The organism is Rhizobium sp. LjRoot98, assembly GCF_964252935.1.
Lineage (GTDB): Bacteria > Pseudomonadota > Alphaproteobacteria > Rhizobiales > Rhizobiaceae > Pararhizobium.
This window is the reverse complement of sequence record NZ_CAXUPW020000005.1, coordinates 202,225-224,444: the sequence shown is the minus strand read 5'-3', so window position 1 is coordinate 224,444 and position 22,220 is coordinate 202,225. Positions and strand designations below refer to the sequence as shown.

25 protein-coding genes are annotated in these 22,220 nt (G+C 60.4%); 11 read left to right on the top strand and 14 right to left on the bottom strand.

Annotation, left to right across the window (positions count from 1 at the left end):
• Positions 1 to 80: 80 nt before the first annotated feature.
• The 4 genes from ACSQ3J_RS18000 to ACSQ3J_RS17985 form a co-directional block, all read right to left on the bottom strand.
• On the bottom strand, positions 81 to 431 hold the full coding sequence (locus ACSQ3J_RS18000; protein WP_060506403.1) for a DUF6719 family protein: 351 nt from the start codon (positions 429 to 431) through the stop codon (positions 81 to 83).
• On the bottom strand, positions 428 to 787 hold the full coding sequence (locus ACSQ3J_RS17995; RefSeq protein ID WP_060506404.1) for a response regulator: 360 nt from the start codon (positions 785 to 787) through the stop codon (positions 428 to 430). The genes ACSQ3J_RS18000 and ACSQ3J_RS17995 overlap by 4 nt, the downstream gene beginning before the upstream one ends.
• Positions 788 to 944: 157 nt before the next feature.
• Positions 945 to 1,490: a hypoxanthine phosphoribosyltransferase gene (hpt, locus tag ACSQ3J_RS17990; protein WP_060506405.1), complete on the bottom strand. Its 546-nt coding sequence runs from the start codon at positions 1,488 to 1,490 to the stop codon at positions 945 to 947.
• 69 nt (positions 1,491 to 1,559) lie between these two features.
• On the bottom strand, positions 1,560 to 2,228 hold the full coding sequence (locus ACSQ3J_RS17985; RefSeq protein ID WP_156393905.1) for a hypothetical protein: 669 nt from the start codon (positions 2,226 to 2,228) through the stop codon (positions 1,560 to 1,562).
• A 277-nt stretch (positions 2,229 to 2,505) separates the two neighbouring features.
• Here ACSQ3J_RS17985 and ftsE point away from each other — a divergent pair, with 277 nt between their 5' ends.
• The 4 genes from ftsE to ACSQ3J_RS17965 all read left to right on the top strand — a co-directional run bounded on the left by ftsE (position 2,506) and on the right by ACSQ3J_RS17965 (position 5,851).
• Positions 2,506 to 3,165 carry a cell division ATP-binding protein FtsE gene (ftsE, locus tag ACSQ3J_RS17980; RefSeq protein ID WP_060506591.1) on the top strand — a complete coding sequence of 220 codons (660 nt, stop codon included), beginning with the start codon at positions 2,506 to 2,508 and terminating at the stop codon, positions 3,163 to 3,165.
• On the top strand, positions 3,158 to 4,168 hold the full coding sequence (locus ACSQ3J_RS17975) for a cell division protein FtsX (protein WP_060506407.1): 1,011 nt from the start codon (positions 3,158 to 3,160) through the stop codon (positions 4,166 to 4,168). The genes ftsE and ACSQ3J_RS17975 overlap by 8 nt, the downstream gene beginning before the upstream one ends.
• A 100-nt stretch (positions 4,169 to 4,268) precedes the next feature.
• Positions 4,269 to 4,964 (top strand): YdcF family protein, encoded by a 696-nt coding sequence (locus ACSQ3J_RS17970; protein ID WP_060506408.1) that lies wholly within the window; start codon positions 4,269 to 4,271, stop codon positions 4,962 to 4,964.
• A gap of 92 nt (positions 4,965 to 5,056) precedes the next feature.
• Positions 5,057 to 5,851, top strand: a complete 795-nt coding sequence (locus ACSQ3J_RS17965) for a lysophospholipid acyltransferase family protein (RefSeq protein WP_060506409.1) — start codon at positions 5,057 to 5,059, stop codon at positions 5,849 to 5,851.
• Here ACSQ3J_RS17965 and ACSQ3J_RS17960 read toward each other — a convergent pair.
• Complete coding sequence (locus tag ACSQ3J_RS17960) at positions 5,848 to 6,387, bottom strand: gamma-glutamylcyclotransferase (RefSeq protein ID WP_060506410.1); 540 nt, start codon at positions 6,385 to 6,387, stop codon at positions 5,848 to 5,850. The two genes, ACSQ3J_RS17965 and ACSQ3J_RS17960, sit on opposite strands and share 4 nt — an antisense overlap.
• Before the next feature lie 198 nt (positions 6,388 to 6,585).
• Here ACSQ3J_RS17960 and ACSQ3J_RS17955 point away from each other — a divergent pair, with 198 nt between their 5' ends.
• Positions 6,586 to 7,629 (top strand): DUF2125 domain-containing protein, encoded by a 1,044-nt coding sequence (locus tag ACSQ3J_RS17955; protein WP_060506411.1) that lies wholly within the window; start codon positions 6,586 to 6,588, stop codon positions 7,627 to 7,629.
• A gap of 177 nt (positions 7,630 to 7,806) precedes the next feature.
• Here the strand turns inward: ACSQ3J_RS17955 and ACSQ3J_RS17950 are convergent, their stop codons facing one another.
• The 3 genes from ACSQ3J_RS17950 to ACSQ3J_RS17940 form a co-directional block, all read right to left on the bottom strand.
• The gene (locus ACSQ3J_RS17950) at positions 7,807 to 8,733 is read right to left on the bottom strand and encodes a prephenate/arogenate dehydrogenase family protein (RefSeq protein WP_112834512.1); all 927 of its coding nucleotides are present in this window, start codon (positions 8,731 to 8,733) and stop codon (positions 7,807 to 7,809) included.
• Positions 8,730 to 9,836, bottom strand: coding sequence for a histidinol-phosphate transaminase (gene hisC, locus ACSQ3J_RS17945; protein WP_436039716.1), 1,107 nt, complete (start codon positions 9,834 to 9,836; stop codon positions 8,730 to 8,732). Before hisC ends, ACSQ3J_RS17950 begins: the two co-directional genes overlap by 4 nt.
• Before the next feature lie 79 nt (positions 9,837 to 9,915).
• A complete protein-coding gene (locus ACSQ3J_RS17940; protein WP_436039895.1) occupies positions 9,916 to 10,686 on the bottom strand; it encodes a class I SAM-dependent methyltransferase in 771 nt (256 codons plus the stop codon).
• Between the two features lie 88 nt (positions 10,687 to 10,774).
• On the opposite strand from ACSQ3J_RS17940, the gene gloB reads away from it, so the two are divergent.
• Complete coding sequence (gene gloB, locus ACSQ3J_RS17935) at positions 10,775 to 11,545, top strand: hydroxyacylglutathione hydrolase (protein WP_436039714.1); 771 nt, start codon at positions 10,775 to 10,777, stop codon at positions 11,543 to 11,545.
• Complete coding sequence (locus ACSQ3J_RS17930) at positions 11,545 to 11,988, top strand: cupin domain-containing protein (RefSeq protein ID WP_436039712.1); 444 nt, start codon at positions 11,545 to 11,547, stop codon at positions 11,986 to 11,988. Before gloB ends, ACSQ3J_RS17930 begins: the two co-directional genes overlap by 1 nt.
• Positions 11,989 to 11,990: 2 nt before the next feature.
• Here ACSQ3J_RS17930 and yddG read toward each other — a convergent pair whose 3' ends face one another.
• Together yddG and ACSQ3J_RS17920 are read right to left on the bottom strand one after the other, a co-directional pair.
• A complete protein-coding gene (gene yddG / locus ACSQ3J_RS17925) occupies positions 11,991 to 12,881 on the bottom strand; it encodes an aromatic amino acid exporter YddG (protein WP_060506417.1) in 891 nt (296 codons plus the stop codon).
• Positions 12,882 to 12,910: 29 nt separating this feature from the next.
• Positions 12,911 to 13,687, bottom strand: a complete 777-nt coding sequence (locus ACSQ3J_RS17920; protein ID WP_436039710.1) for a DUF3108 domain-containing protein — start codon at positions 13,685 to 13,687, stop codon at positions 12,911 to 12,913.
• Positions 13,688 to 14,057: 370 nt separating this feature from the next.
• Here ACSQ3J_RS17920 and rpmB point away from each other — a divergent pair, with 370 nt between their 5' ends.
• Together rpmB and ACSQ3J_RS17910 are read left to right on the top strand one after the other, a co-directional pair.
• Positions 14,058 to 14,354 (top strand): 50S ribosomal protein L28, encoded by a 297-nt coding sequence (gene rpmB, locus ACSQ3J_RS17915; RefSeq protein ID WP_037163865.1) that lies wholly within the window; start codon positions 14,058 to 14,060, stop codon positions 14,352 to 14,354.
• Between the two features lie 163 nt (positions 14,355 to 14,517).
• Positions 14,518 to 15,156: a VUT family protein gene (locus ACSQ3J_RS17910; RefSeq protein WP_436039707.1), complete on the top strand. Its 639-nt coding sequence runs from the start codon at positions 14,518 to 14,520 to the stop codon at positions 15,154 to 15,156.
• A 57-nt stretch (positions 15,157 to 15,213) separates the two neighbouring features.
• On the opposite strand, the gene ACSQ3J_RS17905 is transcribed toward ACSQ3J_RS17910, so the two are convergent.
• The 4 genes from ACSQ3J_RS17905 to ACSQ3J_RS17890 form a co-directional block, all read right to left on the bottom strand.
• Positions 15,214 to 16,179 carry an esterase-like activity of phytase family protein gene (locus tag ACSQ3J_RS17905; RefSeq protein ID WP_436039893.1) on the bottom strand — a complete coding sequence of 322 codons (966 nt, stop codon included), beginning with the start codon at positions 16,177 to 16,179 and terminating at the stop codon, positions 15,214 to 15,216.
• A 161-nt stretch (positions 16,180 to 16,340) separates the two neighbouring features.
• Positions 16,341 to 18,245: a cobaltochelatase subunit CobT gene (gene cobT, locus ACSQ3J_RS17900; protein ID WP_436039706.1), complete on the bottom strand. Its 1,905-nt coding sequence runs from the start codon at positions 18,243 to 18,245 to the stop codon at positions 16,341 to 16,343.
• Between the two features lie 3 nt (positions 18,246 to 18,248).
• Positions 18,249 to 19,244 (bottom strand): cobaltochelatase subunit CobS, encoded by a 996-nt coding sequence (cobS, locus tag ACSQ3J_RS17895; protein ID WP_060506421.1) that lies wholly within the window; start codon positions 19,242 to 19,244, stop codon positions 18,249 to 18,251.
• A 93-nt stretch (positions 19,245 to 19,337) separates the two neighbouring features.
• Entirely contained in the window at positions 19,338 to 19,973 is a 636-nt protein-coding gene (locus ACSQ3J_RS17890; protein WP_112834521.1) for a J domain-containing protein, read from the bottom strand.
• A 152-nt stretch (positions 19,974 to 20,125) separates the two neighbouring features.
• Here ACSQ3J_RS17890 and ACSQ3J_RS17885 point away from each other — a divergent pair, with 152 nt between their 5' ends.
• Positions 20,126 to 20,407 (top strand): BolA family protein, encoded by a 282-nt coding sequence (locus ACSQ3J_RS17885; protein WP_037099750.1) that lies wholly within the window; start codon positions 20,126 to 20,128, stop codon positions 20,405 to 20,407.
• Positions 20,408 to 20,626: 219 nt separating this feature from the next.
• Positions 20,627 to 22,210, top strand: coding sequence for a caspase family protein (locus ACSQ3J_RS17880; protein WP_060506422.1), 1,584 nt, complete (start codon positions 20,627 to 20,629; stop codon positions 22,208 to 22,210).
• The last annotated feature ends 10 nt before the right edge of the window (positions 22,211 to 22,220 follow it).

Here is a 22,220-nt window from a genome sequence, read left to right as displayed (position 1 = left end):
GCCGCATCAAGATGCGGTGCCGCTCCACAGCCAGAGCGGCGCAAGAACAGGCCTAAAGCACCGACATTTTCGCCGGCTTCTCAGAATGGCTTGCTGATACAGGCGTATTTCCGGTCCAGGCCCAATCTCATATTTCCGCCGGTCACCTGTTTGATTTTACCCGCGCCACACGAGTTATCATCAACCAGAACCTTGATCCCGCTTTGAATTTTCCCGGGACGGGGTTCCGTTTGGTATATTTTCGGGCCTTTGTGGCCGGTTGCCTGCGTACATCCCACCAAGAAAAACGGAAATAGAAAAAGAACCATAGCTTTCTTCATCACGCCCCTCAGCAACGAACCATTAATAAAGCATCTCACTTTAATAATTTTAGGGATAATGAAAACAAGAAAAATTGTGAGACCGGAAAGTCTAAAGCCGACGCCGCTCAAGCCGCCAATGCAACGGCAACGGCCTTGCGAATATCCGGCAGCGAAAACGGCTTGGAGACCACATCGATAACCTTGCCGGTCAGATTGTCGGCCCGCTCGCGCTGTTCGGCATAGCCGGTCATCAACAGGATCTTCAATGCCGGAAAGGCGGCTGATGCCTGGTGGGCAAGCTCGATACCGTCCATCACGGGCATACGGATATCGGAAAGCAGCAGGTCGAATCTATCGCCCTGAAGGCAGGCAAGGCCCTCGGCGCCATCGGCAGCCTCGACGGTCTCATGACCATCCAGCTGCAAGGCGCGGGCAACGAAACGGCGCAGGCCGTCCTCATCTTCGGTAATCAGGATTTTCGCCATCATGGCCTCCGTTTCGGCAACAGCTCTGCCGGGACGTTTGCCATGACGGCATCCGGTCCCTGACCCGCAGCACAGGCTGCGGGTCAACACCACCAGAGTTTTGTTTGTTTTCCGTAAACGCGGATGGCCAGATCAGGGACTGTCCACAGGCGGATGATTATTCGGCATCGCCAGTGACAATGCCGACGAACGGCAGCTCGCGGAAAGCATAGGCCACATCCATACCGTAGCCGACGACAAAATAGTCGGGGCATTCGAAACCGACATAATCGGCTTCGAGATCGGTCTGGCGCTTGACCTTTTTGTCGAGCAGAACGGCGATTGTCACCGATTTTGCGCCGCGCTCCAGCATCAGTTCCTTGGCGAAGCGCAGCGTGCGGCCCGACTCAAGAATGTCATCAATCAGCAGAACATCGCGGCCATGCACGTCGCTGTCGATGTCCTTGATGATCTTGACGCCCTGCGACACCGTGCCTGTGCCATAGCTGGACAGCGTGATGAACTCGACTTCCGGCGCAAGGCCGACGGCGTGCATCGCGCGGATGAGATCGGCGGCGAAGATGAACGAGCCCTTGAGGACGGCGATGACCAGGAGGTCATTGAGCGGTCCCTTGGCAATTTCTTCCGCCATTTCAACGTTTCGCGCCGAAATGACCTCGGCAGTATAAAGCGGATCGATGTTCTTTCCACGAACGACGGGCATGGGAATGGTCTCCAGAAATAAAAATGGAGACTGCGTTTTATGCCTCCGGAACCTAGCCGCTTAGCACAGTCAGGGCGCCGAATCACCCGGTTGGCCGAAGGAAACGGCCACGCCCGGCAGTTTTCCACCTGTGTGTAGGAGACGGGTCGAGAACGGGCGGCTCTCGCCGGGGGCCAGAACAGCCTGGCCTTGCTCAATCCGCGTGGCCGTCCGCCGATGTCCATTGGCAACCACATCGACCAGGAGTGGGGGAACCATCTTCGGTGCATCGGATTGATTTTTGACTGCACCATAGACCGACAGGATCTTCATGCCGTTGGCATCATTGAGCGATGTGGTGACATCACTGATCGACAATGCCTGTACAGGGGCAATATCGGGCTGGTACTGGGGCAGGCTGGCAAACAGCACGAAGACCGGGGCACACAGGCAGGTGACGAGGACGGCAAATGCCTTGGGGGATGCCGTCTGGAGCAGGCGCTCGAAATGGTTCACCACTCGCCCGAACCCAGATGCTACACGATGCGGGTTCTGGTTCGCCGGGACTGCAGTGCGCATCCGATTGTCGTTGAAGACGGGATAGACGTTACGCCGGCCATTTGCCGTCACGGTTTCGAATTCGGCATCGACGATATTGGTGCGATCGGGCATGCCCCTTGCGGGCGTGGCCCGCCCCCGCCGCTCAGGCGGCAGAAAATCCATGCGGGTTGCGGTGCCGTTGGAACGGAAAGCGTTCATCGTCTCTCCTTCGCAGCCACGCTGGCCGCGCCAGAATGCCCGGGGCATCGACAGGCCAGAATCGGGCATTGAAACAAACCTTTCTCAGACGTAAACCTAAATGGTTAATGCTTCGAAAACGGCGCTGCCAGAGTGCGTGTTTTCACGCTAAATTAACTACTGTTTAACCATGTTGGCGCTGTAACAGCGAATATCGCGCCATATGCTGCAACAAGGGCCATCAGCCTGCCGCGAACAGGTGGCATGCTGGATTGAAGAGAAGCTGGACACTGACCCGTTGATTCATTTTGAAAATGTCGGATTGCGCTATGGAATGGGCCCGGAAATTCTCCGCGACCTGACCTTCGACATTCCCAAGAAATCATTCCAGTTCCTGACCGGCCCTTCGGGTGCCGGCAAAACGACGCTGCTGCGGCTGCTGTTTTTATCGCTGCAGCCGACACGCGGCTTGATCCGCATGTTCGACCGCAACATCTCGACCATTCCCCGCGACGAATTGCCAATGCTGCGCCGCCGCGTCGGCATCGTTTTCCAGGATTTCCGCCTGCTCGATCATCTGACGACATACGAGAACGTCGCTCTACCGTTGCGCGTGCGCGGCAAAGACGAATCGTCCTACCGCTCCGACGTTCTCGAACTGCTTGGCTGGGTCGGACTTGGCGAGCGCATCAATGTTTTGCCGCCAGTTCTTTCCGGCGGAGAAAAACAGCGCGCAGCCATTGCCCGCGCGCTGATCGACCGGCCGGAAATTCTGCTTGCCGACGAACCGACCGGCAACGTCGACCCGCCGATGGCGCGCCGCCTGCTCAATCTGTTCCTCGAACTCAATCGGCTCGGTACCGCTGTCGTCATCGCCACCCATGATCTTTCGCTGATGGATCAGGTCGAAGCGCGGCGGATGATTCTTTCCCAAGGGCGGCTCGATATCTATGAGTGAAGCGCCCGCCAGCAATCACGCCGGTCAGACCGCGCCGCAGGAGCGCAAGGCATCGCTGCGTGTGCGTCCAACGGCGCCGATCGTCCCGCCCGCAAACGTCTCCGGCAATGCGCTGGTGCTGGTCATCGCCATCATGGCCTTCCTCGCCTGCCTAACGCTCGGTGCCGTCAGCATGGTGCGCTCGACGGCGCAAAGCTGGGAAAGCCAGATTTCCCGCGAGATCACCATTCAGATCAAGCCGGACGAAAAGCTCGACATGGAAAAGGCGCTGGCCGACGCCCGCGACCTTGCCCTGACCTTCGAGGGCACCACCAACGGCACCATCGTCGACAAGGCAGCGACCGCACGGTTGCTGGAGCCGTGGCTGGGAGCCGGGCTCGATCTTGACGACCTGCCGGTGCCACGCCTCGTGATCATCACCATCGACGAGCAGAACCCGCCGGACTTTGCGGCGATGCGGACGATGCTGACGGAGACCATTCCGCAAGCCTATCTCGACGATCACCGCACCTGGGTCGACCGGCTGGTGGCGATGGCGCATACAACGGCCCTGATCGGTACCGGCATCCTGGTGCTGGTGTTTTCCGCGATGGTGCTGACCGTGATCTTTGCCACGCGCGGGACGCTGTCGGGCAACCGGCACATCGTCGAGGTCTTGCATTTCGTCGGCGCGGAGGCCGGGTTCGTCGCTTCCGAGTTCCAGAAGCACTTCTTGAAGATCAGCCTGAAGGGCGCAGGCGCAGGCGGGCTTCTGGCAGCGGCCTGTTTTGCGATCGCGGGCTTCTGGCAATCGCGCTCGCTGGCCACCCCGCAGAGCGACCAGACGACGGCCATGTTCGGCAGCTTCTCCATCGGCTTTACCGGCTATCTTGGCATTGCCGCCATCATGATTGTCATCGCGCTGCTCACGACGCTCACGGCCCGCTTCACGGTGATGCGGACCATCGACGAGATCGATCTGATCCGGTCGGACCCGGCTCGCATCGACGGCAATCAGACCTGATCGTCATGATTGCTTTGTCCTGCATCCATCCGTTGCCGCAATCTGCTTCTATGGAAGAATCGGAAGCGGTCCTGATTCTAGCGGAGCAGCCGGAACAGCAATGAGCGACAACGGCGAAACACGGCGGAGGGGAGCGCTGGTGCGACGGCATGTAAGCCTTCGCCGCAGGATCGTGCGCGTAACGTTTTATGTGCTGCTGCTGATTGCCGGTCTTGCCGCAGCCAGCTTTCTCTATTTTGCCGATTCGGTCGCCTCGCTGCAACCGCCAGCCAACCCGAAGGCCGATGCGATCGTTGTTCTGACCGGAGGCTTCCAGCGGATCGACCAGGCTGTCGAGCTGCTGCAGACTGGTGCCGGAAAAAGGCTGTTGATCTCGGGCGTCCACCCGTCGACGACAGGCGGCCAGATTCGCCGCAACACCCAGAGTTCGGCAGATCTGTTCAAGTGCTGCGTCGATATCGGCCATGATGCGATCGATACGATCGGCAATGCCAACGAGACGGCGAACTGGATCCGCGACAACGGCTACCGCAGTATTCTGGTCGTCACCAACAACTACCATATGCCGCGCAGCCTGCTGGAACTGCGCCGGGCCAATCCGGGCATCGAATTCATCGCCTATCCCGTCGTCAATTCCGACCTGAAAAGCACCAACTGGCTGGCAAATCCGATGGTGTTGAAGACGATCCTGCTGGAATATCTCAAGCTGACGATCGCGTCGGCGCGCGATGCGCTGGGCGCTCATCCGGCAAGCGGACTGCGCACCGAAACGAAAGACGCCGGTAGCAAGCAATAGACATCCTGCCGGATCTCGCGAACCCAGCTGTTTTCCTTGCCGGAATATTCGTGTAGGCAGCGGGACAACCTTTTTGCTGCGAAAGCCTGCCGATGATCATCCTGCGTTCAGTCCTGTTCAACATCGTGTTCTACATCAACCTGATCCTCCAGATGGTCGTGATGACGCCGTTCTACTTCCTGGCGCCGCGCAAGACCTCATGGTTCGTTCCGAAAAACTGGGCGCGCAGCAATCACTGGCTGTTCAAGGTCATCGTCGGCACGACGTTCGAGATCGAAGGCCTGGAGAACATTCCCAAGGATGGATACATCTTTGCCCCCAAGCACCAGTCGTTCTGGGACGTTTATGCGCTCCTGCCCTGGCTGTCCGATCCCTTCTTCATCTTGAAGCGCGAGCTTGTCTGGATCCCCCTCTTTGGTTGGTACATCCAAAAGCAGCGCATGGTCCCGGTCGATCGCGGCGCACGCGGCAAGGTGATGGCGGCGGTAATGAAACGCGCCCATGACGAGATGGCGACAGGCCGTCAGCTGATCATCTACCCCGAAGGTACCCGCCGTCCGCCCGGCGCTCCACCCGAGTACAAATATGGTATTGCGAGGCTCTACCGCGACCTGAAAATGCCCGTCGTGCCCGTTGTCATGCATCCGGGTCTGTTCTGGCCGCGCCGCAAGTTCCTGCGGTATCCCGGCCATTTCAAGGTGCAGATCCTGCCGCCGATCGAAGCAGGGCTCGATCCGGACGTGTTCCTGAAGAGGCTCGTTGACGTGATGGAAACTGCCAGCGATGCGCTGCTGGTGGAGACGGTGAAGAACAATCCGCACGTCCCGCTGCCGCCGACGGCCGTCCAGCGCCTGAAAGAGCTCAAGGAGTTGGGCGCTCAAGCCTAATGCTTCGTCCTCTCGATGAGAGCAGCCACCTCTTCCAACCAATGATCGCGAATGCCCATTTCCTTCAGGTGGGCAAGCGTGTTGACCAGATAATCCGTATTGGGTCCTGATTTCCCATGGGAAACGGCCACGGTCGCGGCTGCGTCCTCGGCGCTCAGCGCGCCGGCATATTGCGCATGACCGCGGTCGATCGTGTAGGTGAGAGCTGCGACGCGGCGGCCGTCTGCAAGCAAGACCGGCATGGTGCGCTCGAGATAAACATGGGTGACCAGTTCACGCTCGCGCAGGTAGCCGATAACGTCTTCCTTGTCCTTCAAGGCCACCTTGAATGCCATGCCGCGGCAGGAACCGCCATGGTCGAGACCGAGCACGAGACCGGGGCGTTCCGGGGTTCCCCGGTGCACGAAAGAGCGGACACAGAGCGAGCGCCGATAACCGAACGCCCGGGCTGTCATCTTGTCCTCGAAGGCAAAGCCGGGGTTCCACATCAGCGAACCGTAGCCAAACACCCAAAAATCGTCCATATCCACTGCCATTCACATCCATGCCATTCCGGCGCCACAAACCACGGCCAGGAGCGGCGGACAGTCCACTCTGATGTTTTCCTAGCGCATCTGCCCGGCAATCGGAATCGATTTCCTCCACGCTTTTGAAGCACGGCGGCGGTAAACGGCCAGAGCGGCAGACCAGAAATTCTCGTGCCGCAGCGTCGCGGACGAACGACGGAGCAGACCATGACCGCAGCAGATATCGCCGCCCCCTCCGCCGGCAGCCGGAAAATCAGACGGCTGGCGATCGGCGTCGTGCTGTTCCTCATCGTCTATGCCGGCGCGTGGTTTTTCGCGGCCAACCAGATCGAGACGCGGCTGGCCGCCTTTCTGACAGAGAAGAAGGCCAGCGGCTCATCGGCGGAATGCGACGATTTGAGCGTGCGCGGCTTCCCCTTCCGTATCGGCGTGTTCTGCGACAGCGTCCGCCTCGATAACATTTCACGCGGAGCATCGGCCTCCTTCGGCGCGCTGCGCTCGGCGGCACAAGTCTACCGGCCGGGCCATGCCATCATCGAACTCGACGGTCCGGCCGAAATCCGCTTTTCGCCCGGCATGACTGTCTCTGCCGATTGGGAATTGCTCCACGCCAGCGCGAACGCAACGCTATCCGGCCTCGACCGCACATCGCTCACCTATGACAAGCTGGCTGGCACGGCGATGCTACCGTCCTTCGACGACGACGCTGCACCGGGTGACATGCACAAATTCATCTTCAATGCCGGACATGGCGAGGCGCATTTTCGCCAGAACGGCGCTGATCTCGACGCGGCCCTCAGTGTCGATCAATTCGATCTGAAGCTGGACAAGGGATTAAGCCTGCTGCCCCTCCTTAACGCCAGCGTCGACATGACCTTCGCCGATCGCGCCAATCTGATGCAGCGTGGCGGGTGGAAGCCGGATGCCCTGCGCGGCAGCAAGGGCGAGATGCGCAACCTGACGCTCGATCTCGGCAACGGCATGGTGACATCAGCGTCCGGCCCGTTCACCGTCAACGACCAAGGGCTGATCTCGGGCGAATTCAGCGTCACCATGAAGAATATCGAGGGCTGGCGTCAGAACCTCGTCAAGGTCTTCACCGACGAGGATGGCACGGTGATGGTCAACAATATTGCCAACATGCTGACGGCCCTGGCCGACGGCAAGAACGAGGCAACGGTGAAGCTGAATGTCCGCGACGGGATCGCGTTTCTGGCGTTCTTCCCGATTGGGGAACTGCCGCAGCTTTGAGGTTGGCTGGATAAAACCAAAGCAAGCCTCCCAGCGTCACACGCCCCTCATCCGCCCTGTCGGGCACCTTCTCCCCGTAAACGGGGCGAAGGGATATGCGGCTCACTCCGTCGTCCTCTCTCCCTGCTTGCGGGGAGAGGGCTAGAGTGAGGGGCAAAGCGGAATGTTTGCTGCCACCTACTTCTGATCCATCGCATGCCGCCCGAAATCGGCCATATCGGTATCCTGACCGGCCTGGACGATCGAGCGGCGGATGGCGCGGGTGCGGGTGAAAAGGTCGAACAGCTTGTCGCCGTCGCCCCAGCGGATCGCCCGTTGCAGATAGGCCAGATCCTCGGAAAACCGAGCCAGCATTTCCAGGATCGCATCCTTGTTGTGCAGGCAGACGTCGCGCCACATGGTCGGGTCTGACGCCGCAAGACGGGTGAAGTCGCGGAAACCCGAGGCGGAATATTTGATCACTTCCGATTCGGTCACCGCTTCCAGATCATCGGCCGTGCCGACGATGTTGTAGGCGATGATATGCGGCAGGTGCGAGACGATCGCCAGAACCTTGTCGTGGTGCTCCGGATCCATGTCATCGACCATGGAACCCAGCGTTTCCCAGAAGCCTCGCAGCTTCGCTTTGGCCGTTTCGTCCGTATCGGGCAGCGGTGTCAGGATGCACCAGCGGCCCTTGAACAGGCCGATAAAGCCCGCATCCGGACCGGAATATTCGGTGCCGGCAATCGGATGGCCCGGGATGAAATGGACACCTTCCGGCATATGCGGCGCCATCTGGGCGATGACAGAGCCTTTGGTCGAGCCAACGTCAGTGACGATCGCACCGGGCTTCAGATGCGGAGCGATTTCGGCGGCAACCGCGCCGGAGGCACCGACGGGCACGGAGACGATGACCAGATCGGCATTCTTGACCGCATCGGCAGCCGACGTCGTGTAGCGGTCGCCGAGGTTCAGCGCCTCTGCCCGCTTCAACGTCGCGTCGCTGCGCGTCGAGACGGTGACGGAACCTGCAAGGCCCTTGTCCTTGATTTCGCGAGCGATCGACGAGCCGATCAGGCCGATGCCGATCAGCGCGATGGTTTCAAACTGCTTTGCCATCACGCCCGGCCCATGAACTCGGTGAGCGCGGCAATCACGCCTTCATTGGCTTCCGCCGAGCCGATGGTCATGCGCAGCGCATTGGGAAGGCCATAGCCCCGCACCGCCCGCAGGATGAAACCGCGGCTGGTCAGGAATTCGTCGGCTTCCGGCGCGCGCTTGCCGTCGGTATCCGGGAAATGGATCAGCACGAAGTTGGTGACCGATGGGGTGACGCGCAGACCGAGCGACGAGAAGGCATCGGTCAGCTTGCCGAGCCAAAGCGAATTGTGCTCGACGGCTGTGGCCGCAAAGGCCTGATCACGGATCGCGGCGGCACCGGCAGCGATGGCAGGTGCGTTCATGTTGAACGGGCCGCGCACGCGGTTCAGCGCGTCAATGATGGCAAGCGGCGCATACATCCAGCCGATTCTGAGCGCTGCAAGCCCGTGGATCTTCGAGAACGTGCGGGTCATCACCACGTTCTGGTTGGACGATACCAGTTCAAGGCCGGCCTCGTAATCGTTGCGGCGAACATATTCCGCATAGGCGGCATCGAGAACCAGAATGACATTCTTCGGCAGACCGGCCTGCAGGCGGCGGACTTCATCGACAGGCACATAGGTGCCGGTCGGATTGCCCGGGTTGGCGAGGAAGACCATTTTCGTCTTCGGCGTTACCGCAGCAAGGATCGCATCGACGGTGACCTGGCAATCGTTTTCCGGCACCGTGACCGGCGTCGCACCGGCGCCCATGATCTGGATCTTGTAGACCAGAAAACCATGCTCGGTGATGATGGCTTCGTCGCCGGGGGCGAGATAGACATGGCAGAGCAAGCCAAGCAGCTCGTCTGAGCCGTTGCCGCACATCAGGTTGGCCGTGTTCACGCCGTAGACAGAGGCGATGGCTTCACGCAGCTCGATCGCCTGGCCATCGGGATAGATTTCCAGCTTGGCGGCAGCCTTCTGGAAGGCCTCGATCGCCTTCGGGCTCGCGCCCAGCGGCGTCTCGTTCGAAGAGAGCTTATAGACCTTGGCCACACCCGGCGCATGCTCCTTGCCCGGCACGTAAGCGGCAATATCGAGGATACCGGGGCGTGGGGTTGGGCTCGTAAGGTCTGTGCTCATGGGATCAGCTTTCGGCGACAGGGAAAATGACGCTCTGGCAATACCGGTGCAGCGGGTTTTTGTCGAGTGTGGCGCGACGTCACAAATCGATTCGATTCGCCTGCCCCAGCGGCTTTTCCCGCGTCGTCGGCACGCCGTGCGGCGCCAGCACCGGCACGAAGACGCGGCGCGAGGCGCGGGCGGCGACAGGCAGGCCCTGATAGAGCCGCTTCTGCGCCTCGACGATGATGACGCCTGAGAATACCGGCCAGAGCGAGCGGCCGATGCGCTCGAAGGCCTGGCGCATTTTCAGGATCAGTTTCAGCTTCGAGGGCGGAAAGAACAGGGCATCGGCGGAGGCGCCGGGGGTAAAATTGGTTTCGCGCAGCAGCGACGTCAACTGGCCGCGTGAATAGGGACGGCCGGAACCGAAGGGCGTGTGCTCCATCCGCGCCCAGACGCCGCGGCGATTGGGGACCACGATCACCAGGCGTCCGCCCGGCGCCAGAACACGCCAGAGTTCCTTCATCGTCTCACGCGGGTTTTCGGCAAATTCCAGCGAATGCACCATCAGCACCCGGTCGATCGACGAATCGGGCAGTGGCAATTCTTCGTCGAAGATCAACGCCGTGGACGAGAGCTCCGCGACCGGCCAGTTCACCGCCCCCTGCCCCGCCGGCATAAAGGCAAACGTGCGTTCGGTATCGGCGCGAAAACGATCGAGATAGGGGACCGCGTAGCCAAGCCCCACCAGCCGCTCTTCCGGCAGCTTGGCCCAGACCGACGACAGCGCCATGCTGATCGATTGCTCGGCAAAACGGCCGAGGCGGGAATGATAGAACTGGCGAAGGTCGACGATATCTGCGTGCATGACCTGCATGTTAGACTGGAACGGGTGGACTTCAAGGCGGCGCTCACTACATTCGCCACAACGACGTGTCCTCTTCAGGAATTCCATCATGGCCAAGCTCGATATCGAACTCTTCCCGTGCCGCACCGATAATTTCGGCGTGCTGATCCACGATCCAGCAAGCGGCGCCACCGCCTCGATCGATGCGCCGGAGGAAGCAGCCATTCTGGCGGCGTTGAAGCGCCGGGGCTGGACACTGACCCATATCCTCACCACGCATCATCACCCGGATCATGTCGACGCCAATCTGGCACTGAAGGCCCGCTATGATGCAACGATCATCGGCCCGGAAAACGAGGCATCGAAAATTCCGGGCATCGACAAGACGATCGGCGATGGCGGTGATTTCGAATTCGCAGGCCACCCGGTGCATGTCTTCGAAACGCCTGGGCATACGGCCGGGCATATCTGCTTCTACCTCCCCAACGACAAGCTGCTGTTTTCCGCCGACACGCTGTTTGCGCTTGGTTGCGGCCGCCTGTTTGAAGGTACGCCGACGCAGATGTGGACCTCGCTGCAGAAACTGATGGCACTCCCTGATGATACCATCGTCTATTTCGGCCACGAATATACGCTGTCCAATGCGCGCTTCGCAGTGACTGTGGATCCGGAGAACGCGGCGCTGAAGGCCCGTGCTGCCGAAATCGATGCCCTGCGCGCCAAGGGCGTTTTCACCGCGCCGACAACGCTTGGGCTGGAAAAGGCTACCAACCCCTTCCTGCGGCCGCATGATGCCGCCATAAGGGCACATCTTCAGATGGACAACGCACCGAACGCCGAGGTGTTTGCCGAAATCCGCAAGCGCAAGGACAATTTCTGATGGACGTTCAACTGCCGCTGTCGGCGCAAGCCATCATTGAAACGTTGGAAATGGAGCGCCATCCGGAAGGCGGGTGGTACATCCAGACCTTCAAGGACACAGCGGGCGGTCCACGCGGCCACTCGACCGCTATCTATTATCTTTTGGAGCGCGGCGAGCGTTCTCACTGGCACCGCGTGCGCGATGCGGCCGAGGTCTGGCATTTCTACGCCGGGGCGCCGCTGACGCTCAGCATCGCCGAAGACGGCAAACCGGGCACCACCGTCACGCTCGGCTCGAACATCCTGACCGGCGAGAGGCCGCAGGCAATCGTCCCCGCCAACTGGTGGCAATCGGCAACGTCGCTCGGGGCATGGACGCTGTTCGGCTGCACGGTTGCGCCGGGCTTCGATTTTTCAGCGTTTGAAATGGCCCCGCCCGACTGGCAGCCGCCGGCAGCCTGAACCTATTCAGCGGGCTGTGCGGCTCTGGAGCGGCCACGGAAAATAACGTCCTTGGCCGCCAGAACCGCGCCGCCGGTCACGAACAGGCAGGCCAGCGCAATCCGCCAGGACGGCTCGGCGAAACCGAATGCGATCAGGATCAGCGTCGAGAGAACCGGCGCCGCATAGCTGGCGACGCCGAGGATCTGGATATTGCCGTTCTTGACGCCGTAATCCCAGGCGTAGAAGGCAGCGCCGACCGGCAACAGGCCGAGACCCGCCACCGCGATCCACTGTGTTGCTGTTTCAGGCCAGACCGTCGTTTCGAGGCCAAGGTGGCAGAGGAAGGACAGGGCCGCCGTTGCCAGGCAGAAGCCGGTGACGACATCCGTCGAGACGGCTTCGAATCGCCGCGTCAGCAGCGAATAGCCGGACCAGGTGAAGGCACAGGCCAGAGCCGCACCATAGCCCATGACATAGGCGTCATCGAACTGAACGCCATTGCGCGCCACGATCAGGATCGTGCCGGCAAGTCCGCAGATGGCCCCGGCGACATGATACCAGCGTAGCCGCTCACCCGGCAGAAGCGCGGAACCGACAACGATCAGGAGCGGCCAGAGATAGGCAATCAGTCCGGCCTCGACCGCAGGCGCATTGCGAAGAGCGGTGAAATAGAGAAAATGGTAACCGAACAGCCCGGCAATCCCGACGATCCAGACCTTTGCGGGCTGCTTCAGCAGCGCCAGCCGCTCAGGCTTCAGCGCCAGGACAACGAGGCCGGGAATGCTGCCGATGGAAAAGCAGATGGCAGACAGCTGGAAGGGCGGCATGGTGCCGGAGGCTGCCGTGAACAGCGCCAGCAGCGACCACATCAGGATCGCCGAAAAGCCGATCAGCGTTGCCTTGACTTTCATGCACATGCCCCCCGGCCCGAATGGAAATATCAGCTTCCGAACCGCGTCGCCCAGATGGTGACAGGGCCATAGCTGGTCGGGATGCGGACGTAGACCGGAGCATATACGTTCACAGTGTCAGCCTTGGCAAACCAGATTTCCATGGTTTCCAGCTTGCGCAGGTAATCGACGTCGTCGCGCCCTTTGCGATAACCGGATTTCGGCACGAACTTGATGCCGCAGACGATGACGTCTCCCTGAAAACCTTCCGTCTTGAAGGGCCGGGTCCCCTTCGGCGACAGCTTCAGGTCCATGCGCGATTCGCCGTCGAAGATCGGTACGCTTTTCGGGCAGACCCGCGTATCGGCCGGAAAGATCAGGCCCGAGAGAGGATCGACAACATTGCGCATATCCGCCTTGGTGACCGGCACCCAGTTCTTCGGAATCTTGCGCGGCGGCCTCATCGAGGCGGACACGACATCGCCGTCGCGGAACTGCACGTCGATCGCACGGCCCTTCTTGCCGCTCTGATACTTGACCCGATATTCCGAGGCGCTCAACTGGTCACGCCCGACGACGCCGGAGACCGAGGTCTCCCCTGAGGTCTTCGCGAAGATATCGGCAAGACCAGCGGAGTTCATCGTCCCGGAAATGGTGTAGCGCTTGTCATTCAATTCGGTGTGGAACGAGGCCTTTGCAATTGGCAGGCCGGCAAGCGATATACTGTAGTCCGTCGTGTGCGTCACATCGACGGCATAGGCCGTGCCTGTGGAAAACGTTGCCGTGGCCAATGCCAGAAGCGCCGAAAAACCGTTGCGCCAGTTCATTCCAGTTGCCCTTCCATTTTCGCTGACGCGACACGTCCGTTCACTTAATCTTAGGCGATAGGGCGGGTTTGCGGCATTTCTGCGCCGGAAAACCCGCTTTTGCCACAAGGCTTAACCCATGGAGCAATAAAGTGGAATTGGTCGCAGTAAAGATGTATAGGCACGGAAAGAATCTGAACCGAACGGTATCTCCGGCTTGATGGACCCCGCGTTTCTCAAGAGTTTTTCCCGGAAAACGAAGGTTTGGCTTGACGCCGCGGCTCTCGCTGACTATAGAACCGCAACTTTCCAATCATGGCCAACGGAATGCGGCCTGGGCTTACGGCCCGCCAACGCATGGACCGAAGGCGAAAAGAAAAATAGGTGCATCATGTCCCGTAGTTGCGAATTGACCGGCAAGGGCGTCCAGTCGGGCAACAATGTGAGCCACGCAAACAACAAGACCAAGCGCAAGTTCCTGCCGAACCTGTGCCAGGTTACGTTGATTTCCGACGTGCTCGGCCAGCGTTACCGTCTGCGCGTTTCGGCCGCAGCCCTGCGTTCGGTTGAACACCGCGGTGGTCTCGACGCATTCCTGATCAAGGCTGACGAAGTCGAGCTGTCGATGCGCGCTCGCCTGCTGCGCCGCCAGATCGTTAAGAAGACGGCTGAAGCTGTCGCCGCTTAATCGGCACTCTTGGCTTTACAGATTAAAAGGCTTGCCAGGGCAACCGGCGAGCCTTTTTCTCGTGCAAGATTGACGCTAAACCGTTCGCGGTCTACCGGGTGCAAACCACGGCAAACTGCGGGCTTAGATGACTCCAACTGGTGGCATACCCCAGGATAAAAAAATGCTGACAAACCGCACGTTCCTAACTTATGTCGCGCTGATGACCCTCGTGGTCGTGGCCTCCAATTTCCTGGTCCAGTACCCCCTGCCCGGCTCGATCGCCGGCATGCAGCTGGGTGATCTCCTTACTTTCGGCGCCTTCAGCTATCCGATCGCCTTTCTCGTCACAGATCTCACCAACCGCCAGTTCGGCCCCCGCACAGCCCGCAAGGTGGTTGTCGCCGGTTTCGCGGTGGCGGTCCTGCTATCCGTGCTGGTGGCCAGCCCCCGCATCGCGATCGCGTCCGGCTCCGCCTTCCTGCTCGGCCAGCTTCTGGATATCTCGGTGTTCAACAAGCTGCGGGCACAGAGCTGGTGGCGCGCGCCGCTGGTCGGCTCGCTGTTCGGCTCCTTCCTCGATACGGCGATCTTCTTCTCGTTCGCCTTTGCCGCGTTTTTCGTCTTCTTCGGCCCGAACGAGCCTTTCGCGCTGGAAGGCGCCCCGATCCTCGGCATAATGACCGCAGAGGCGCCGCGCTGGATCTCCTGGGCGCTCGGCGACCTCAGCGTCAAGATCATCGTCGGCCTGGTGATGCTGCTGCCCTATGGCGCGTTGATGAACGTGATAAAGCCGATGCCGGGAGTGAAGGCAAACGCCTGATCTGGAAAGCTGGATAAAAGAACTGAACCCGCATCACCCCGTGGTGCGGGTTTTTTCTTATGCCGGATTCTGTTCGAGCAACCGGAATTCCAGCATCAGGTTGCGCTCGAGAATGGAGTGATTGTCGTCGGAAACGATGATGAGGCGAATATCGCCGCCGGGTTCGACGACAACGTCCAGGCCTTCCATATTGTCGATCTGGTAGCCCATATCGGCGTTGAGCAGGACCTCTCCATCGACCACGGCACCGGGCTTGATATCGTCAGCCTTGATGCGGCGGATCTGCATGCCGATACCTTCGGCGAAGCTGAAGCGGCGCTCCAGAATCAAAAAATCGCCATTGGGCAGGAACGCGCCGTCAGTCACCGCGAACGGGCCTTTTCGAACAACACCGAAAATACCCTTGCGGGGACCATCGAGGACGGCGGCCAGGAGATGCCCATTGCTGTCAAAGCTCAGCTCGGAAACCACAGTGACGCCGCCCGCAAGCGGGCTGTCCTTCGGTGAAACCGCGATGGTTTCAAGACCGCGATTGCCCCGCAGCGCGGTGGCCGGGATAAGAAGCGGCAAGCTCGCCAGCGGCCCTGATTGGGCAAAGCCGGGATCCGGATAGACATCGACGCGGTGGAGCCCCTCATAGCTTGCAAGGACCATACCATCGCGCAACGCCACGCCTTCACAGTCCATGCGCTCCTTGACCTGTTCAGACCGCCCGTTGGCATCGATCATCGAAGTGACCGTCAGATCGCTCGTGCCTGCCAGCCGGCCTTGCTGGTCACGCTCGATTGCACCTTCGACCCAATGCCCCGTGTCCATGATCGCAAGAAAGGATTTCCGGTCCGGGCGAAAGCGGATCGATGAGATCGCGCCAAGCAGCGCGTTCGACGACGACATCTCGATACCGCCGATAAATTCCAGCTTGCCGAACAGCTTCTGGTCTGAACCGATCTTGAAGTTTTCAATCTGCCGGCTCTTTACCGGAACGATTTCCGAGGGCGCCAACGGTGCCGCAACCGATGGCATGACGGCCAGAAGCAGGGAAAAGGCGGCTGCTTGAATCAGTGTCGCTTTCAAAAGACGTCCTTCCGGCAGGCCGGCATGGAGCGCAAAGCAGCTCCGGAAAAATCAAAGAATATGCAAAGCAAGACCGGGGCGCCACGCGACGCACCGGTCAGACAATATTATCAGCTCGCACGCCGCCGCGCAGGCGCGGCCCGGCGGCGGGAACTCTCGTCGTCGAACAGCGAAGCAAGCTGCTCGGTCATCGCGCCGGCGAGCTCGTCGGCATCGACGATGGTCACGGCCTTGCGGTAGTAGCGCGTCACATCATGACCGATCCCGATCGCCAGCAACTCGACCGGTGAGCGCGTCTCGATCTGCTCGATGACGGCACGCAGGTGCCGCTCGAGATAGTTGCCCGGATTGACCGACAGGGTGGAATCATCGACCGGCGCACCATCCGATATCATCATCAGGATGCGGCGCTGCTCAGAGCGGCCGAGCAACCGGTTGTGTGCCCAGATCAGCGCCTCGCCGTCGATGTTTTCCTTCAGCAGGCCTTCACGCATCATCAGGCCGAGATTGCGGCGCGCGCGGCGCCACGGGGCATCTGCGGACTTGTAGATGATGTGGCGCAGATCGTTGAGGCGGCCCGGTGTCTGCGGCTTGCCGCTGGCCAGCCATTTTTCACGCGATTGCCCGCCCTTCCAGGCCTTGGTGGTGAAGCCGAGGATCTCGACCTTGACGCCGCAACGTTCCAATGTACGGGCCAGAATGTCGGCACAGGTGGCGGCAACCGTGATCGGCCGGCCGCGCATCGAGCCGGAATTGTCGATCAGCAGCGTCACGACCGTATCGCGGAAATTGGTATCCTTTTCCCGCTTGAACGACAGCGGCTGCATCGGGTCGATGATCATGCGCGTCAACCGCGCTGAATCGAGATAACCCTCTTCCAGATCGAATTCCCACGAGCGGTTCTGCTGCGCCATCAGGCGGCGTTGCAACCGGTTGGCAAGACGGCCAACGGCACCCTGCAAATGTGCCAGCTGCTTGTCGAGGAACGCCCGTAGACGGTCGAGCTCGGCCTCGTCGCAAAGCTCCTCGGCCGTGGTGGTTTCGTCGAATTCCTCGGTGAAGACGCCGTAATCGACTTTCTCGTTGAAATCGTCGAAAGGATGGTTCGGCCGCTTGACCTCGCCAGGCGTTTCGCTGTCGTCCTCGCCGTCATCCGACATCTCCTCTTCGGAGATTTCGGCGCCGTCCATTTCGCCTTCGTCCATCTGCTCGTCGGCAGATTCGTTCTCGTCGGCGGGCGCTGCGTCGGAACCGGCATCCTCGTCGGAGCTGTTTTCATCCTGCTCCTGGCTGCGCGGCTGATCTTCGTCGGTCTGGGTTTCCTGGTCGTCCGGCTCGACATCCTCGTCGCCGTATTTCTCGGCCATCTCCATCGATGTCAGCATGTTACGCACGACACGGGCGAAAGCCTGCTGGTCGTTGACCGCAGCAGACAGTTCCTTCATGTCGCCGGCAGCTTTTTCCTCGATGAAATCGCGCCAGAGATCGAGCACCTTGCCGGCCGACGCAGGCGGCTTCTGGCCGGTCAGTTTTTCACGCACGATCAGCGCAACGGCTTCTTCCAGCGGCGCATCCGCCTGCCGGTCGATATTGCCGAAATTGGCGCGGGCGTATTTTTCATCCAGCATCGAGGTGAGGTTGCTGGCAACGCCGGTCATGCGCAACGAACCGATCGCCTCGACGCGCGCCTGTTCGACGGCATCGAAGACGCCGCGCGCATCAGCCCCCTGCGGGGCCATGGTCGCGTGGATGCGGGCATCGTGGCAGGCCTTGCGAAGAGCCATCGAATCGCCAAGCCCGCGGGTGACGGCGAGTTCCTGGCGTGTCGGCCGCTTGGAAATTTCGGGCAGCCGCATGCGCTCGCCGGAAAGGCCCGGGCGCTCGTTGGCAAACACGACCTCGATTTCCGAATCCCCGGCAATCGAGCGGATGCAACCGGTCAGTGCGCGGCGGAATGGCTCCACATCCACGACACCGGCCGGCCTTGCTTTCGAATTATCGCCCCGGCCTGCCATGGATCAGGCCGTGGCTTCGAGCACGATATTGGCAGCACTTTCCTTCAGCTCTACACCGAAGGCGCGCTGATAGTGTTCCGCCACCAGCGCACGCTCAAGCTCGTCGCACTTGTTGAGGAAGGTAACGCGGAAGGCAAAAGCGATATCGCCGAAGATATGTGCGTTTTCAGCCCAGGTGATGACGGTACGCGGGCTCATGACGGTCGACAGGTCGCCGTTGATGAAGGCCGCGCGGGTGAGATCAGCAACGCGAACCATCTTCGAGACGGTTTCGCGGCCGCGCTCCTTGGTGAAGCCCTTGACCTTGGCGGCGACGATATCGACTTCGTTGTCATGCGGCAGGTAGTTCAGCGTGGTGACGATCGACCAGCGGTCCATCTGCGCCTGGTTGATCTGCTGCGTGCCGTGATAGAGGCCGGTCGTATCGCCAAGGCCGACGGTGTTGGCCGTTGCGAACAGGCGGAAAGCCGGGTGGGGGCGGATGACGCGGCTCTGGTCGAGCAGCGTCAGGCGGCCGGATGATTCCAGCACGCGCTGGATGACGAACATCACGTCCGGGCGGCCGGCGTCGTATTCGTCGAAAACGAGCGCCACATTATGCTGGTAGGCCCAGGGCAGGATGCCGTCCTTGAATTCGGTCACCTGCATGCCGTCCTTGACGACGATGGCATCCTTGCCGACGAGATCGATACGGCTGACGTGGCTGTCGAGGTTGACGCGTACGCAGGGCCAGTTGAGTCGGGCCGCGACCTGTTCGATATGGGTCGACTTGCCGGTGCCGTGATAGCCGGAAACCATGACGCGGCGATTGTGCGCAAAGCCGGCGAGAATGGCGAGCGTCGTCTCGCGGTCGAAGAGATAGTCGGGATCGAGATCAGGCACATAGGCATCGGCCTTCGAATAGGCCGGCACGCGCAGATCGGTATCGATACGGAAGACGTCACGGACGGAAACTGTCGTATCGGGGAGGTTGGAAATGTCGAGGTCTACCTTGCTCATCATGTCTCCAGCACGGTAAAGCCCCTTGACTCGATTAGCGGGGGCGTTCCCGTCTATGCCTTTATAAATGTGTGACCGTAATAAGACGGGTTCCTAGCAGAAGCCAGCCTGTTTTAACAATTGATATGCTTGGATCACGGCGCGAAAACGCTCTTCCGATCCCCTGTCTCCGCCATTTGCATCGGGGTGATGCTTTTTTACCAGCTCTTTGTAAGCCGATTTCACATCTGCCGCAGTCGCATTGGCATGCAGACCGAGCGTTTCGAAGGCCTTGGCCTCCAGCGTTTTCAGTTTGCGCAGCCGCGGCTCCTGCCGGTTGGCGCGGGCGCGTGCCTGATCGACGAAGCCGAAGGGATCGCGCATGCGGGCCTGCGCACCGGCGGAACCGGAGCGCTGATGCGATTGTTGCGGCGCATTCTTGGCATTCTTGTTGACGCCGACAGTCCAGGTCGGCCGGTGGCCGGTGATGGCTTCCTTCTGATAGCGGGCAATCTCGTTATCAGACAGGCCGGAAAAGTAGTTGTAGCCCTTGTTGTATTCCTTGACGTGCTCGAAGCAGAACATGAAAAACTCGTTTTCCGCGTGGCGGCCCACGGGTGCACGATGAACAGCATTCTCCTCGCACCCGTCCCATTGGCATTTGGGTGCCATCGGCTCGGGTTTCTGGGTCACCCTGCGGCGCGTCCGTATCCCGTCGAAGTATTTTGAATCGAGTTTCATGGCGCTAATTATGGGGCGTGGCGGACGCCACAACAAGAATTGACAAATCGGAATGTTGCAGGCTTTGTGAACCCATTTTGCACCGCGCAAAAAGCAATCCCGCACAGGTTGCCCGATCGAGATCGGAACCTACGGAAAAGCCAGAGAAACGGGGCTAAAACATGTCACTTCAAAGCCGCATCGAAACCAAGCTCACCGCGGCCTTTTCTCCCGAACGATTGATTGTTGTCAACGAAAGCCACCTGCATGCCGGCCACCATCCCGATATCGACGGCACCGGCGAAACCCATATGCGGGTGCGAATTGTTTCCAGCGCTTTCATCGGCATGAGCCGCGTCGCTCGCCATCGAGCCATCAATGATGTCCTGAAGGCCGAAATCGACGCGGGATTGCATGCGCTCGCCCTTGAACCGGCTGTTCCCGGGGAAACAACCCGCTGGTAAGGATAGCGATAGCGTTTAGTGAAGCAACGAACCGGGATCGAAGGGTCTAATTCGTGCTGAATTGACGAAATTGTGGCCAACATCTACAATTGCAGATGGGACGACAGAATAGTCGGATCGTACGATCCGTTCCTTTATTACGACATACAGAAAATTTTCATCACAGGCGGAGCCGGTTCAAGGTTGTCCGGTGAGCCCTCTATTTTTGAGGTCAAGACGATGCTCAGGAGGTTTGGGCTTGTCGCGGCGTTCGTCGCCGCGTTTCTATCATTCAGCGAGGTATCGGCAGCAACGCCGTCCGGTAAAAAAGTAGCCCTCGTCATGGGCAACAGCGCCTACAAGCACGCAGTCGAGTTACCAAATCCGAAAAACGACGCCAAACTGATGGCGGAAACGTTCCGCACGGCAGGCTTCACCGTCATCGAAGGCGAAGATCTCGACAAGACGGCGATGAGCGCATTGGTCGATCAGTTCACCGAGATCGCCTATGACGCCGACATTGCCGTTGTCTACTATGCCGGCCACGGCCTGCAGGTCGATGGACGCAATTATCTCGTGCCGGTCGACGCACAGCTGGAAAAGGCAGCTCAGTTGCAAACGCGCACCGTCCCTGCCGAAAAGTTCCTGGCCGCCCTGCCGCCGGACCCGGCCGTCAGCATCATCATCCTCGATGCCTGCCGCGACAATCCGCTAGCGCGTTCCTTGGCAAAGGTGATGCCAGCCAGCCGCTCCGCCTCGATGGGCGTGGGGCTGGCGCCGGTACAGGCCAACAATCAGGCAGCCGGCGCGGGCGGCCTGCTCATCGCCTATGCAACCGATCCCGGCGCCGTTGCGTATGACGGCAAGGGCATCAACAGCCCCTATACCACTGCCCTTGCGCGGCATCTGACGACGCCGGGCCTTGAAATCCAGAGTGCACTGACGCGGGTTCGCGCCGATGTTTCGGAAGCGACCGGCGGCGCGCAGCATCCCTGGCACAACGCCTCGCTGTCCCGCGAAGTCTTTATCGGCGGCGATCCGGCAGCGCAGGCCGCTGTTACCATCCCCTCCGAAGCAAAGCCTTCCGGTGAAACGGCTTCCGCCGGCGCCAACGACGTCAATTGGACCGTCGAGCAGAAATTGTGGGAAGAAGCTTCCAAGCGCAACACCGTCGCCCATTACGAGCTTTACCTGCAGCAATATCCGAGCGGCAATTTCGCCACCCTTGCCAAGCTCAATCTCGACCAATTGAAAGCAACGGCGACCACGCAAATTGCTTCCATTGCCCCTGCCGGCGAGGCAGCAGCCTCGGCTTCGCAGGTCCGTACCGCGGTTGCCATGCCTGATGATGTCAAGCTGAGCATCGGAACGCCGGAAACGGAAACCACGCTCAACCTCGACAAGGAAGGCCGGATCGATCTGCAACTGCGGCTCGGCGCACTCGGTCATGTCACCGGTGGTGCGGATGGTGCGCTCGGCGCCCGCTCTCGCGCAGCGATCGGGGCATGGCAACAGCAGAACGGCATGGTTGAGACAACCTACCTGACGCAGCAGCAACACATGTTCCTGGTCGTGCAGACCGATCCGATGATGCCGCAGATCCGCGCGCAGTACGAAGCGCAGAAAGCTGCCATCGCGGTTCGCAAGGCACAGAACCCGGTTCGCCAGAAAGTGGCTGGGCAGCGCGTCAAGCGGCAGCACGATGGCGCAACCCTGGAAGGTCCTGTCGAACGACAGGGAAATAGCAGCATGGATCCGGCAGGCGCGGCCTTTGCCGGTGGCCTGCTCGGCGGCGCCCTTGGCGGTATCATCGGCAGCCGCTAGGCTTAACGCA

Coding starts and splice junctions, on each gene's coding strand:
- ACSQ3J_RS17995 (WP_060506404.1), bottom strand. CDS start 787: ATGGCGAAAATCCTGATTACCGAAGATGAGGACGGCCTGCGCCGTTTC.
- hpt (WP_060506405.1), bottom strand. CDS start 1,490: ATGCCCGTCGTTCGTGGAAAGAACATCGATCCGCTTTATACTGCCGAG.
- ACSQ3J_RS17985 (WP_156393905.1), bottom strand. CDS start 2,228: ATGAACGCTTTCCGTTCCAACGGCACCGCAACCCGCATGGATTTTCTG.
- ACSQ3J_RS17975 (WP_060506407.1), top strand. CDS start 3,158: ATGAGTGAAGCGCCCGCCAGCAATCACGCCGGTCAGACCGCGCCGCAG.
- ACSQ3J_RS17970 (WP_060506408.1), top strand. CDS start 4,269: ATGAGCGACAACGGCGAAACACGGCGGAGGGGAGCGCTGGTGCGACGG.
- ACSQ3J_RS17965 (WP_060506409.1), top strand. CDS start 5,057: ATGATCATCCTGCGTTCAGTCCTGTTCAACATCGTGTTCTACATCAAC.
- ACSQ3J_RS17960 (WP_060506410.1), bottom strand. CDS start 6,387: ATGGCAGTGGATATGGACGATTTTTGGGTGTTTGGCTACGGTTCGCTG.
- ACSQ3J_RS17955 (WP_060506411.1), top strand. CDS start 6,586: ATGACCGCAGCAGATATCGCCGCCCCCTCCGCCGGCAGCCGGAAAATC.
- hisC (WP_436039716.1), bottom strand. CDS start 9,836: ATGAGCACAGACCTTACGAGCCCAACCCCACGCCCCGGTATCCTCGAT.
- ACSQ3J_RS17940 (WP_436039895.1), bottom strand. CDS start 10,686: ATGCACGCAGATATCGTCGACCTTCGCCAGTTCTATCATTCCCGCCTC.
- gloB (WP_436039714.1), top strand. CDS start 10,775: ATGGCCAAGCTCGATATCGAACTCTTCCCGTGCCGCACCGATAATTTC.
- ACSQ3J_RS17930 (WP_436039712.1), top strand. CDS start 11,545: ATGGACGTTCAACTGCCGCTGTCGGCGCAAGCCATCATTGAAACGTTG.
- yddG (WP_060506417.1), bottom strand. CDS start 12,881: ATGAAAGTCAAGGCAACGCTGATCGGCTTTTCGGCGATCCTGATGTGG.
- ACSQ3J_RS17920 (WP_436039710.1), bottom strand. CDS start 13,687: ATGAACTGGCGCAACGGTTTTTCGGCGCTTCTGGCATTGGCCACGGCA.
- rpmB (WP_037163865.1), top strand. CDS start 14,058: ATGTCCCGTAGTTGCGAATTGACCGGCAAGGGCGTCCAGTCGGGCAAC.
- ACSQ3J_RS17910 (WP_436039707.1), top strand. CDS start 14,518: ATGCTGACAAACCGCACGTTCCTAACTTATGTCGCGCTGATGACCCTC.
- ACSQ3J_RS17905 (WP_436039893.1), bottom strand. CDS start 16,179: ATGCCATCGGTTGCGGCACCGTTGGCGCCCTCGGAAATCGTTCCGGTA.
- cobT (WP_436039706.1), bottom strand. CDS start 18,245: ATGGCAGGCCGGGGCGATAATTCGAAAGCAAGGCCGGCCGGTGTCGTG.
- cobS (WP_060506421.1), bottom strand. CDS start 19,244: ATGAGCAAGGTAGACCTCGACATTTCCAACCTCCCCGATACGACAGTT.
- ACSQ3J_RS17885 (WP_037099750.1), top strand. CDS start 20,126: ATGTCACTTCAAAGCCGCATCGAAACCAAGCTCACCGCGGCCTTTTCT.
- ACSQ3J_RS17880 (WP_060506422.1), top strand. CDS start 20,627: ATGCTCAGGAGGTTTGGGCTTGTCGCGGCGTTCGTCGCCGCGTTTCTA.